This is a genomic window from Pseudophaeobacter sp. EL27 (genome assembly GCF_900313025.1).
Classification (GTDB): domain Bacteria; phylum Pseudomonadota; class Alphaproteobacteria; order Rhodobacterales; family Rhodobacteraceae; genus Pseudophaeobacter.
In genome coordinates this window covers 1-13,343 of record NZ_OMPQ01000016.1, presented here as the reverse complement: position 1 = coordinate 13,343, position 13,343 = coordinate 1, and the positions used below count along the sequence as shown (strand labels likewise).

General features: G+C 57.2%; 7 protein-coding genes, 2 tRNA genes and 2 rRNA genes. 9 read left to right on the top strand and 2 right to left on the bottom strand.

Annotated elements, in window-relative coordinates; translation table 11 throughout:
- Positions 1-68: 68 nt before the first annotated feature.
- A complete protein-coding gene (locus ED661_RS21375) occupies positions 69-350 on the bottom strand; it encodes a DUF1330 domain-containing protein (protein WP_122077161.1) in 282 nt (93 codons plus the stop codon).
- 93 nt (positions 351-443) lie between these two features.
- Between ED661_RS21375 and ED661_RS21370 the strand changes: the two genes are divergently transcribed.
- Positions 444-1,319 (top strand): LysR family transcriptional regulator, encoded by an 876-nt coding sequence (locus ED661_RS21370; RefSeq protein ID WP_162930220.1) that lies wholly within the window; start codon positions 444-446, stop codon positions 1,317-1,319.
- Here the strand turns inward: ED661_RS21370 and ED661_RS21365 are convergent.
- On the bottom strand, positions 1,306-1,947 hold the full coding sequence (locus ED661_RS21365; protein WP_122077158.1) for a TetR/AcrR family transcriptional regulator: 642 nt from the start codon (positions 1,945-1,947) through the stop codon (positions 1,306-1,308). The two genes, ED661_RS21370 and ED661_RS21365, sit on opposite strands and share 14 nt — an antisense overlap.
- Before the next feature lie 106 nt (positions 1,948-2,053).
- Here ED661_RS21365 and ED661_RS21360 point away from each other — a divergent pair, with 106 nt between their 5' ends.
- From ED661_RS21360 to ED661_RS21325, 8 genes are all read left to right on the top strand, one after another.
- Positions 2,054-3,616: a trimethylamine methyltransferase family protein gene (locus ED661_RS21360; RefSeq protein ID WP_122077156.1), complete on the top strand. Its 1,563-nt coding sequence runs from the start codon at positions 2,054-2,056 to the stop codon at positions 3,614-3,616.
- Between the two features lie 106 nt (positions 3,617-3,722).
- Positions 3,723-5,768: an NADH:flavin oxidoreductase gene (locus tag ED661_RS21355; RefSeq protein WP_122077153.1), complete on the top strand. Its 2,046-nt coding sequence runs from the start codon at positions 3,723-3,725 to the stop codon at positions 5,766-5,768.
- A gap of 1 nt (position 5,769) precedes the next feature.
- Entirely contained in the window at positions 5,770-6,495 is a 726-nt protein-coding gene (locus ED661_RS21350) for an NAD(P)-binding domain-containing protein (RefSeq protein WP_122077150.1), read from the top strand.
- A gap of 2 nt (positions 6,496-6,497) precedes the next feature.
- Positions 6,498-8,480: an FAD-dependent oxidoreductase gene (locus ED661_RS21345; RefSeq protein WP_122077148.1), complete on the top strand. Its 1,983-nt coding sequence runs from the start codon at positions 6,498-6,500 to the stop codon at positions 8,478-8,480.
- Positions 8,481-9,243: 763 nt separating this feature from the next.
- Positions 9,244-10,703: ribosomal RNA gene (locus ED661_RS21340) — 16S ribosomal RNA — on the top strand.
- 260 nt (positions 10,704-10,963) lie between these two features.
- A tRNA-Ile gene (locus ED661_RS21335) sits at positions 10,964-11,040 on the top strand.
- A gap of 21 nt (positions 11,041-11,061) precedes the next feature.
- Positions 11,062-11,137, top strand: a tRNA-Ala gene (locus ED661_RS21330).
- Between the two features lie 422 nt (positions 11,138-11,559).
- A 23S ribosomal RNA gene (locus tag ED661_RS21325) occupies positions 11,560-13,343 on the top strand; the annotation flags it as partial.

Here is a 13,343-nt window from a genome sequence, read left to right as displayed (position 1 = left end):
ACCATAATAATCTAAAGGAGGCGACATCTACAGGATGCCGCCTCCTTTTCTTTTTCCGACTAACGATACTAGGCCAGCAGGGTGATCGCCGATTTGCCAGCGGCACGACGTAGGGCGTGAGTCTCTTGCAGCTCGGGGTCATTGATCCAGGCCTTGGCGGCCTCCACGTCAGGGAACTGCAAGATTACCCCAATGCCGGTTTCATCGCGACTGCCCTCGATCACGGTCTGGTTCGGCGTCGAAACCAGGGGTTTGGCGCCGTGTTTTTGCAGCGCAGCGCCCGCTTTTTCGCGGTAGGCCGCCATCTTATCGGGGTCTTCCAACACCAGGTTCACATATACATAAGCCATCTTTTGTCCTTTCTTGTGATGCGCAACAGATGGTGATCGGCCGTCCATTAGAAAACACATGCATTCGTGTGCGGGCCGTGCGAAATTGCATGTATGCAGATCAATTGGGATGACATGCGCACAATCCTGGCCCTGGTGCGGGCCGGAACGCTGGCTGGGGCGGCTCAGGCGCTTTCGGTGAGCTACACCACCGTGTCGCGCCGGGTGCAGCGGGCGGAGGATATGCTGGGACGGGCCCTGTTTGAACGTCGCCCCGAAGGCTATCTGGCGAGTCCGGAAGCCAAAGAGCTTGCCAGGGCAGCGGCCCGGATGGAGCAGCAGGAGCAGGCCGCACTCCGCAGCCTGTCAGGCCGAGACCAGGGGCTTGCCGGTCCGCTGGTGCTGACGGCGCCGCAGCTTTTGATCCAATCCCATCTGGCGCCTTTTCTGGCTGAGTTCTGCCGGCAGAACCCCGAGATCGAATTGACCGTCCGCGCCACCAACGAGGTGCTGGATCTGACCCGCCGCGAGGCGGATCTGGCCATCCGTATCAGCAAATCTCCGGGAGATAGTCTGGTCGGGTTGCATCTGGCAGATCAAAAAACCACCTGTGTTGCGCTGCCTGACATCATTGCTCAGGCTGCTGCGGATCCACGGGCAGTTCTGGACTGGGTGATTTACAGTGGCCATGATGCCCCGCCCAAAGCGGCTTTGGCGCTTTACCCGAACTATCGCATTACGGCGCGGTTTGACGATATGACATCGCTGATCGCAGCGGCCAAGGCGGGTATGGGGCTGGTGCGCATGCCGGTCTATCTGGGGCGCAGTGACCCAGAGTTGCAGGTCTTGCCGGGTCTGGAGCCGCAGGACTACGCGCCGATCTGGGTGCTAAGCCATCAGGACCTGCTGCAATCCGCCAAGGTTCGCGCCCTGAAGGCGGCTCTGAAGCGGTACTTTCGTGGGCGTCGGGATGACTTCACTCAGTTGTAACTGCTGTCTCTCGAGTTTGGTGACGTGCCATAAAGCGATCGATATCCACCTGTTCCGGGCGTTGACCGGTGAAGACTTCGATATAGTCGGGCATACGCGCCAAACGTCGGTCCTCGGGCTGTTGGATCTGCATCGAGATATAGCCGATCTGGGTGTAGATCATGGTCCGGGCCCGCACCAGGGCGGTGTCTTTGCTATAGCCAAACCGTTCCAGCATCGCAGCCATCGCCGCCTCGCGGCGCGCATCTGCCCGGTCCAGGCGCAGTTGCAGCGCGGCGTCGTTGCGGGCCCAATTGCGGATCGCCAGATCCAGGGCCGAATCAAACAGCTCCGCATCCAGCCAGCAGTCAAACAGGTTGAAAATCGCCTCCGAAATATTGGCAGCATAGGCCTCGGTGCGGGCAACCAGATTGCCGGTGTTCTTGTCTTCCCAATGACGGATCATCGCTTCCAGCAGCGCGTCGCGATCTTTGAAGTGCCAGTAGAAACTGGTGCGTGAGACTCCGAGCCGCTTGGCAAGCGTCATGATTTTCACCGCCTCTACGCCAGTGTTTGTCAGCTCCTCATAGGCGGCTGTCAGCCAGGCCTCTTCTGAGGTCGGCGGGCGGGAAGGGTCCTGAATATTCATGCCAATGTCCTAACACCGACATCCCGCTGTCGCAATGGAGTTGACGGGTGTGATTGTTTGATTGACATATGTGTCGAGAAGGATTTTCCCCGGGGAGGCCAATGACATGAGTGAAGTGCAGTTGAAAACACGGGGACGCCGATCCCGCCGCGGTGAGGGTCGCAGTGCTGAGCCGGGTCAGAATGCGCATTTGAAGACGGCCTTCATCACTCGCAATATCCCGACCTACGATATCCTGTCCGAGGAAAGCCTGAATCGGATCGAGACCACCGCAGAGCGGATCATGGCAGAGATCGGCATCGAGTTTCGCGAAGACCCGGAGGTGGTGGAGCTGTTTCGCGCTGCCGGAGCAAAGGTCACCGATCTGACCGCCGACAGCTGGAACCTGAAGTTTGCGCCGGGCATGATCCGCCAGATTCTGTCCACGGCACCAGAACGCTTTACCCAGGTGGCGCGCAATCCTGCCAATACGGTTGAGATTGGTGGCGACGCCATGGTCTTTGCCCCCTCATATGGCTCTCCCTTTGTGATGGATCTCGACAAGGGGCGCCGCTACGGAACTATCGCGGATTTTGAGAACTTCGTGAAACTGGCGCAGATGAGCCCCAATTTGCACCACTCGGGCGGCACCATCTGCGAGCCCACGGATATTGCGGTGAACAAACGTCACCTGGATATGGTCTATGCCCATATGCGCTATTCTGATCGCGCCTTCCTTGGTTCGATTACCGCGCCGGAACGGGCCGAAGACAGTATCGAGATGTGCCGCATTCTGTTTGGTGCCGATTTTGTTGACCAGAACTGCGTGATCATGGGGAACTTCAACACCACCTCGCCGATGGTGCTGGATGGGGTGACGACCCAGGGTATCCGGGCCTATGCGGCGGCCGGGCAGGGTTCGATCCATCTGCCCTTCCTGCTGGGCGGCGCCGTTTCGCCGCTCACCATTGCGGGATCAGTGGCGCAATGTCTGGCGGAAAGCATGGTCTCCTGCGCGATTACCCAGTTGGTGCGCCCGGGATCTCCTGCGGTGCTGGGCTCTTTCATCAGCTCAATGTCGCTGCGTACAGGCTCGCCCACTTTTGGCACGCCGGAACCTGCACTTGGCTCGCTTGCCATGGGGCAATTGGCGCGTCGGCTGAAGCTGCCGCTGCGCTGTGCCGGCAATTTCTCGACTTCAAAACTGCCGGATGCACAGGCGATGCAGCAGGCGATGATGTCGATGATGTCAGCGGTGCAATGTGGCGCCAATTTCATCCTGCACTCCGCAGGGTTTCTCGACGGGCTGCTGTCGATGTCCTACGAGAAATTCATGCTGGATGCGGATCTCTGTGGCGCTTTGCACTCCTACCTCAAAGGCTTTGACGTCAACGAGGACACATTGGGATTTGAGGCGCTGGCGGAAGGCGGGCCAGGGCAGCATCTCTTTGCCACCCAACACACCCTGCGCCATTATCAAAGCGCCTATTGGGACAGCGCCCTGGATGATCATCAGCCCTGGGAAACCTGGGATGAGCAGGGCGGCATTGATGCCGCCACCCGCGCCAATAGCCGCTGGAAGGCCCAGCTTGCCAGCTATCAAGCCCCCTACATGGATCCCGGCACCGATGAGGCGCTGCAGGAGTTCATCACCAAGACCAAAACCGCAATGCCAGACGCCTGGTACTAATCACAGGAATTGACATCCGGGGGCTGTACTTAGCCGCCGGGTGCCGCTTCACTGATGGTGATCCCGACTAAGAACCCCAAGGCCTTTTCCCAGGAAAGAAAACCCGATGTCCAACGATCCCCTTCTGCAGCCCTATAAACTGAAGCATCTGACCCTGCGCAATCGGATCATGACCACTAGCCATGAACCGGCCTATCCCGAAGATGGTATGCCAAAACAGCGCTATGCCGCCTATCATGCGGAACGGGCCAAGGCTGGCGTGGCGCTGACCATGACGGCGGGTTCGGCGGCGGTGTCGCGCAACAGCCCACCGGTGTTCAATAATATCCTCGCCTATAAGGACGAGGTGGTACCTTGGATCCGCAATATGACCGATCAGGTGCATGAACATGGCGCGGCGGTGATGATCCAGCTGACCCATCTGGGACGCCGTACCCATTGGAACAAGGGCGACTGGCTGCCGGCGATCTCGGCCACACGGCACCGCGAGCCGGCCCACCACGCCTTTCCAAAACTGGCCGAGGACTGGGATATCACTCGGGTGATCTCGGATTTTGCCGATGCGGCGGAGCGAATGAAAGAGGGCGGCATGGATGGGGTCGAGATCATGACCCACGGTCATTTGCTGGACCAGTTCATCTCGCCGCTGACCAATGATCTGGACGGGCCCTATGGGCGCGAGCATCTGGAAAGCCGCATGCGACTGACCACCGACATCATTGCCTCGGTGCGAGCGCGGGTGGGTGACGATTTTATCGTCGGTGTCCGCTTTGCACCGGATGAGGTGCAGGAGGGGGGAATTACCCCGGAAATGGGGTTGGACATCGCCCGGATACTGGAGGGGACAGGTCAGGTTGATTTCCTTAACATCAACAGGGGCCGCATCCATACTGATCCGGCCATGACAGACATGATCCCGGTGCAGGGGATGCGCGGTGCGCCGCATCTCCATGCTGCCGGCGAGGTGCAGGCGTCGATTGGTTTGCCGATTTTTCACGGCTCAAAGATCCCGGATGTGGCCACCGCGCGCCATGCGGTCTCGGCCGGGTTGGTTGATATGGTGGGCATGACGCGGGCGCATATGGCGGATCCGCATGTGGTGCGCAAAATCATCGAGGGGCGCGAGGATGACATTCGCCCCTGTGTTGGCGCCACCTATTGTCTGGATCGGATCTATCAGGCCGGTGAGGCCCTGTGCATTCATAACCCGGCAACCGGGCGTGAAATGACCATGCCGCATGATATCCCGCTAGCAGAGCAAAAGAAGAAAGTTGTGGTCATCGGGGCCGGCCCTGCCGGGTTGGAGGCAGCGCGGGTCGCAGCAGAACGTGGCCATGCGGTGACCGTGTTTGAAGCCGCTGCCGATCCAGGTGGGCAGATCCGCCTGACGGTCCAGAACCCGCGCCGCGCCGAGATGATCTCGATCATCGATTGGCGCATGGCGCAATGTGCGGCACGTGATGTGGAGTTCCGCTTCAACAGCTGGGCCGAGGCGGCAGATGTCACGGCGCTGGATCCGGATGTGGTGATCGTGGCCACTGGCGGCATGCCCAATACCATGCTGCATGAAACCTCTGAAGAGGCGGCCAATGTGGTGACCAGTTGGGACATTATTTCGGGCGATGTGAAGCCGGGGGCAAATGTGCTGATCTACGACGAAAGCGGCGATCACCCCGGCGTTATGGCAGCGGAAGTCGCGGCCAATGCCGGCGCCAAGGTTGAAGTGATGACACCGGACCGCAGCTTTGCCCCGGATATCATGGCGATGAATCTGGTGCCCTATATGCGCGCGTTGCAGGACAAGGATGTGACTTTTACCGTCACCCGCCGCCTGCTCTCGGTCGCGCCGAGTGGCAACCAGCTGACGGCCACCATTGGCACTGACTACAGCAGTCACACATCTGAGGCACAGTATGATCAGGTGGTGGTCAACTATGGCACCCTGCCGCTGGATGAGCTGTATTTTGATCTCAAAGAGCTGTCTTCAAACCGGGGCGAAGTGGATCAAGGCGCCCTGATCGAGGGCCGTCCGCAGGCAATCAACACCAATCCCGAAGGGGCCTTCCAGCTGTTTCGCATTGGCGATGCGGTTTCGGCGCGCAATACCCATGCTGCCATCTATGATGCCCTGCGCCTGCTGAAGGACATCTGATATGCGCCTCGGCTTTATCGGAACCGGCACCATCGCCTCTGCAGTCGTGCAGGGGCTGGCCGGGCGCGGCCATGAGATCCGCATCAGCGCCCGCAGCAAGGCGCGGGCTGATGCCCTTGCATCTGACATTCCGGAGGTGCAAATCGCTGAGCTGCAAGAGATCCTGGATCATAGCGACGTGGTTTTCCTCGGCCTGATGTTGGAGGCGGCACCTGCCATCTTAGAGGCGTTGCCCTTCCCGCGGGATCTGCGCGTGGTCTCCTTTATGGCAGGTGCAGGTCTCGACGAGGTCGCGGATCTGGTCGCCCCAGCCCATGCTTCCGCGGTGATGATGCCCTTTCCCGGCATCGCTCAGGGAGGTTCCGCCATTATGGCGCTTGGAGATGGCGATCTGCTGGACCGGATCTTTGCGCCACAAAACACCCTGTTCATGCTGCGTGATGCCGGCGAGCTGGACGCATACCTCTGTGCCCAGGCGGTCCTGTCACCGGTGGCGCAGCTGACATTGGATGCAGGCAATTGGCTGAGCGCGCGTGTTTCGGACCCGGCGCAGGGGGAGGCCTTCCTGCGGATGTTGATTTCCAGCTCTCTGGCGGGTGGCCCAGCTGCTGATCTGATCGCAGCCCTGAACACTCCGGGTGGCTATAACCAACGACTGCGCCAACATATGGAAGGGGCAGGCTTGGGCACGGACCTTGCCGCCGGCCTGGACGCTTTGGAGAGTTGACGATGCAAGCCTACCCTCATCTGTTTCAACCCCTCCCTCTGCGGCACAAAAACCTGCGCAACCGTGTGGTTTTTGGCGCTCATACCACCAATATGGCCAGGGGTGGCCTGCCGGGGGCTGCTCACGCTGCCTATTATCTGGAACGCGCTTTGGGTGGTGCCGCGATGATCGTGGTGGAGCCGATGCCGGTGCATGCCTCTGCGGTGCTGACCCGTGGCAATTTCCTGCATTCCTCTGATGTGGTAATTCCACATTTCCGCAAACTGGTGGAGCCCTGCCAAAAAGCCGGGGCGGTGATGATCCAACAGCTCTACCATGTAGGCGCGCACGGGGATCAGGACAATTCCTGGCATGCTGCCTGGTCGCCCTCGGGCGGGCCCAGCTATCATGACAGCGACGGCAGCCACGCCATGTCCGAGGCCGAGATCGAAGAGGTGATTGAGGGGTTTGTACAGGCGGCGCGCCGTTGTCAGCAGGCGGGCTTTGACGGAGTCGAAGTCTGGGCCGCCTATCATTGCCTGCTGGATCAGTTCTGGACGCCATTCTCCAACACCCGTGACGACAAATGGGGCGGATCGCTGGAGAACCGCACCCGGTTCTCGCGCGAGATCCTCTCCCGCATTCGCCGCGCCTGCGGGGAGGACTTCATCATCGGGCTTGCAGTGAATGATGAGCCCGGCGTCGAGGTGGCGCTCAGCCGCGAGAGTATGAAAGACATTGTCGCGCTGCATGATGCACAGGGGCTGATGGACTATGTCACGGTCGGCTCCGGCTCCTACTTTGATTTCTCCCGGCTCATCCCCAGTTTCCAGGAGGCCGAGATGCTGGGGGCTGACCTTGCCGAGGTCCTGAAGCCTGTCACCCGCAAGGCGCTGGTGATCGCCGAAAGCCATGTTCGCACACCTGATAACGCCAATACTCTGCTTGGGGCAGGGCAGGCAGATCTGGTCTCCATCGTGCGCGGGCAAATTGCCGACCCGCATCTGACCAACAAGGCGGCAGAGGATCGCAGCGCTGACATTCGTGGCTGCCTCTCCTGTAATCAGCAGTGCTGGGGGCGGCGCGGGCGGGACTACTCGATCTCCTGCCTGGTGAACCCCTCGGTTGGCCGAGAGGCCGATTGGGGTGGTGATCGCTTTTCTCCGGCAACAGCGCCCAAACAGGTTCTGGTGGTCGGCGGCGGCCCCGCAGGGTTGGAGGCTGCCCGGGTTGCAGCTGAGCGCGGCCACCGTGTGACCCTGGCGGAGGCCAGCCCTGTACTTGGCGGCCAGTTTCGCCTTGCCGGCTTGCAACCGCGTCGCGCCCAGATCACCGATCTGATAGACTGGTATGAGCGACAACTCGACCAGCTGGGCGTTGAGGTTATGTTCAACAGCTACATGGACGCTGAGGACATTCAGGCCCAGGGCGCCGACGAGGTGGTGCTGGCCACTGGCTCGTTGCCGCCGGAAACGGGCTTCCAAAAAGCCCTGCCTCATCTGTCCGAATTGCCAGGCCTCGCGCATGGTCATGTCTGGTCAGCCGAGGACGTGCTCTCAAACCGCGCCAAACTGGGCAATCATGTGGTTGTTCTGGACGAAGGCGGCAATTGGCGTGGCTGCGGCACGGCTTGGTATTTGGCCGAGGCCGGGTATCAGGTGACCTTGGTGACGCCGGATGCTCTGGTCGGTAAGGAGCTGCAGCGCTCCTCCACGGACTTTGCCCTGCGTAAGGCGCTGGCCACTGCAGGGGTACGGTTCATCACCGATGCTGTAATTGCCCACTGGGGCGGGCAGGGGGCTGAAGTGCTCTCTCTTTTGACAGGCGTCCGCGACCAGATCATGGCCTCTGATCTGGTCATGGCGACCGTGAACCAGGCCGAGATGTCCCTGCGCGATGAGCTTCTGTCTCTGGGAGTGGCGCCACAATTGATTGGGGATGCGAATGCTCCTCGTTTGGCGGCGCAGGCTGTGCACGAGGGTCGGGCCTGTGCACTTTCGCTTTGAGTCGTGTGGATTTGGGTTTTGGTTTTTGATTCCTTGTTGTGAGTCTGTGATTAAGTCTGTGGGTAAGTTGGGTTTGAGTTGGTGACTCGTGGAATTGGCGCCATTTTGGATGAGGGGGTGCTGTAAAAAGGGTCAGTTGAGGTGACTTTGTTTCCTGTTAGAGCGTTGATTTTGTTCACTTATCGTATTTCTTTAACAGAAAAGTGGAATTTGACTGGTTTTTGGCTTGCGGGTTCCCGGGGTTATACTTAGAACCCCCTCTACCGGCAGCGGCGACGCGGCACGGTGGGCGGCGGAGACGCTGCTGACACACTGGGAAGACAGTGCTGACGGATCGGAAAGACGGTTGGACGCTCAGGAGAGACTGGGGCATCTGATGGCATGATGTGAGGCGGTTGCGCTAAGGAATTGGCGTAGTGGTCTTGTTTTTGGCCTTTTGGTGTTGCTCTTTGACATTGATGATAACTGAAGAGATATGTGGGCGGTTTGGTTCGTTTCGATGGATCAACGTCTGTATATCAACGCTCTTAGTAATACTGCGGCGCTCAAGTAGCGAAGCGGTAGCGCGATGATAGAGTGTCAGCTTCACTGTTTGAACGGACTTTTGTTTACTTTGGTAAACTGAAGCACAATCAAACAGATGACTTCCGATACGTGTCCAATCCTTAGCCGGGTGGACATAGGGATCTGCCCCCAAAAGCGGTCCTGAGTATTGGAGATGTGCAGAGGTTCGAACGTCAAGGATAGCGTCGCGAGACGCTTTCAACTTGAGAGTTTGATCCTGGCTCAGAACGAACGCTGGCGGCAGGCTTAACACATGCAAGTCGAGCGCACTCTTCGGAGTGAGCGGCGGACGGGTTAGTAACGCGTGGGAACGTGCCCTTCTCTAAGGAATAGCCTCTGGAAACGGAGAGTAATACCTTATACGCCCTTCGGGGGAAAGATTTATCGGAGAAGGATCGGCCCGCGTTAGATTAGATAGTTGGTGGGGTAACGGCCTACCAAGTCTACGATCTATAGCTGGTTTTAGAGGATGATCAGCAACACTGGGACTGAGACACGGCCCAGACTCCTACGGGAGGCAGCAGTGGGGAATCTTGGACAATGGGCGCAAGCCTGATCCAGCCATGCCGCGTGAGTGATGAAGGCCTTAGGGTCGTAAAGCTCTTTCGCCAGAGATGATAATGACAGTATCTGGTAAAGAAACCCCGGCTAACTCCGTGCCAGCAGCCGCGGTAATACGGAGGGGGTTAGCGTTGTTCGGAATTACTGGGCGTAAAGCGCACGTAGGCGGATCAGAAAGTATAGGGTGAAATCCCAGGGCTCAACCCTGGAACTGCCTTGTAAACTCCTGGTCTTGAGTTCGAGAGAGGTGAGTGGAATTCCGAGTGTAGAGGTGAAATTCGTAGATATTCGGAGGAACACCAGTGGCGAAGGCGGCTCACTGGCTCGATACTGACGCTGAGGTGCGAAAGTGTGGGGAGCAAACAGGATTAGATACCCTGGTAGTCCACACCGTAAACGATGAATGCCAGACGTCAGCAAGCATGCTTGTTGGTGTCACACCTAACGGATTAAGCATTCCGCCTGGGGAGTACGGTCGCAAGATTAAAACTCAAAGGAATTGACGGGGGCCCGCACAAGCGGTGGAGCATGTGGTTTAATTCGAAGCAACGCGCAGAACCTTACCAACCCTTGACATCCTTGGACCGCTAGAGAGATCTAGCTTTCTCGCAAGAGACCAAGTGACAGGTGCTGCATGGCTGTCGTCAGCTCGTGTCGTGAGATGTTCGGTTAAGTCCGGCAACGAGCGCAACCCACATCCTTAGTTGCCAGCAGTTCGGCTGGGCACTCTAGGGAAACTGCCCGTGATAAGCGGGAGGAAGGTGTGGATGACGTCAAGTCCTCATGGCCCTTACGGGTTGGGCTACACACGTGCTACAATGGCATCATCAATGGGTTAATCCCTAAAAGATGTCTCAGTTCGGATTGGGGTCTGCAACTCGACCCCATGAAGTCGGAATCGCTAGTAATCGCGTAACAGCATGACGCGGTGAATACGTTCCCGGGCCTTGTACACACCGCCCGTCACACCATGGGAGTTGGATCTACCCGAAGGCCGTGCGCTAACTTTTGAGGCAGCGGACCACGGTGGGTTCAGCGACTGGGGTGAAGTCGTAACAAGGTAGCCGTAGGGGAACCTGCGGCTGGATCACCTCCTTTCTAAGGATGTATCTAGCAAGAAGAACTTGTTCTTCCTCGTGATACACTTAGCAATGAACAGTAATCAAAACTGTTCAACATCGGGACATCCACAGGATGTCCTTTGGACCGAGCCGTCCTCATATCTCTTCAGACAAGTCGCGGCAGCAGCCGTTATCTGGCGCTGCCTGGTGACATAACCACTGAGTGCTGCTCTCGGGCATTGCTTTGCAATACCCTGTCGCACACGGGTTTTGATTTGCTTTCGTAAATCGAAAACCGGGTCGGTAGCTCAGGTGGTTAGAGCGCACGCCTGATAAGCGTGAGGTCGGAGGTTCAAGTCCTCCTCGACCCACCACTCATCCTTCGGGATTAAGATGGGGCCTTAGCTCAGCTGGGAGAGCGCCTGATTTGCATTCAGGAGGTCAGGAGTTCGATCCTCCTAGGCTCCACCATTACACGCAATTAGATCGTTAAGCACTGTGCGCAGTTCTTAACCGTCCAATTGGACGAATTGATATCGTAAAGAGAGAAACAATCAACAACACTGTTGATCGCCCCGAGTGTGGGGATGATCTCAGATTGGAGCTGATTATGCCTTCGGGTGTATGAAGCGAGCCTATGAACACGTCTGTTTCCTCGGACGTCCATGGGTCTGCCGGTTTGAAACGACAGAGTTGTCCAAGTCAAGTACACTAACCCGGTTCTAATTCCGAAAAGGTTTTAGAGCCAATTGTGCTTTCTTCGGGTCTGCGACCGACATCACAGACCGTATCGAAGGAAGCGCGGGAAAGTATGCTTTTTGGTTCAGAGATTGTGGTCCGGCTACTTACCAGCGGCTGGATCCTGATGGTTTAGGCTATCTATTTCTGGATCAGATCAAGCGCGAGAAGGGCGTTTGGTGAATGCCTTGGCAGTAAGAGGCGATGAAAGACGTGATACTCTGCGATAAGTCATGGGGAGCTGAGAATAAGCTTTGATCCATGAATTTCTGAATGGGGCAACCCACCTGACAGTTTGATATAATAGCGATCTAGCTGCTTATATCTTGCTGAACCAGGTACTTTTAGACTGAATACATAGGTTTAAAAGAGCAAACCCGGGGAACTGAAACATCTAAGTACCCGGAGGAAAGGAAATCAATTGATACTCCCCTAGTAGCGGCGAGCGAACGGGGACCAGCCGAGCCTTGAGTGTGAGAAGAACATGTTGGGAAGCATGGCCATAGCGGGTGATAGCCCCGTATTCGAAACATGATGGGACGTATTAAGTAGGGCGGAACACGTGAAATTCTGTCTGAAGATCGGAGGACCACCTTCGAAGGCTAAGTACTCCTTACTGACCGATAGTGAACCAGTACCGTGAGGGAAAGGTGAAAAGCACCCCGACGAGGGGAGTGAAACAGTACCTGAAACCGAACGCCTACAATCAGTTGGAGGGCCCTTGCGGCCTGACAGCGTACCTTTTGTATAATGGGTCATCGACTTGGTCTCACGAGCAAGCTTAAACCGTTAGGTGTAGGCGCAGCGAAAGCGAGTCTTAATAGGGCGAATGAGTTCGTGGGATCAGACCCGAAACCGAGTGATCTAGGCATGGCCAGGTTGAAGGTGCAGTAACATGCACTGGAGGACCGAACCCACATCTGTTGAAAAAGATCGGGATGAGCTGTGCCTAGGGGTGAAAGGCCAATCAAACTCGGAGATAGCTGGTTCTCTGCGAAATCTATTTAGGTAGAGCGTCGTACGAATACCCCGGGGGGTAGAGCACTGGATGGGTAATGGGGACTCACCGTCTTACTGATCCTAACCAAACTCCGAATACCCGGGAGTACTATACGGCAGACACACTGCGGATGCTAACGTCCGTAGTGGAGAGGGAAACAACCCTGACCTCCAGCTAAGGCCCCTAATTCATGGCTAAGTGGGAAAGCAGGTGGGATGTCCAAAACAACCAGGAAGTTGGCTTAGAAGCAGCCATCTTTTAAAGATAGCGTAACAGCTCACTGGTCTAATTAAGACGTCCTGCGGCGAAGATGTAACGGGGCTCAAGCCATGAGCCGAAGCTGAGGATGCACATAGTGCATGGTAGCAGAGCGTAGTGTGACATAGTTCCATGTCTCCTTACCTACTTCGGTAGGATTGGAGACACGGAGCTTTCGATGAAGCGGGCGCGTGAGCGATCCCGTGGAGAGATCACTAGCGAGAATGATGACATGAGTAGCGACAAAGAGTGTGAGAGACACTCTCGCCGAAAGTCCAAGGGTTCCTGCTTAAAGCTAATCTGAGCAGGGTAAGCCGACCCCTAAGGCGAGGCCGAAAGGCGTAGTCGATGGGAACCAGGTTAATATTCCTGGGCCATGAGGTGGTGACGGATCTCGAAGGTAGTTCATCCTTATTGGATTGAATGGGCTGCTGAGAGGTTCCTGGAAATAGCCCCTCTATAAGATCGTACCCTAAACCGACACAGGTGGACTGGTAGAGAATACCAAGGCGCTTGAGAGAACGATGTTGAAGGAACTCGGCAAAATACCTCCGTAAGTTCGCGAGAAGGAGGCCCGGGTCCTACGCAAGTGGAATCCGGGGGCACAAACCAGGGGGTGGCGACTGTTTATTAAAAACACAGGGCTCTGCGAAGTCGCAAGACGACGTAGAGGGTCTGACG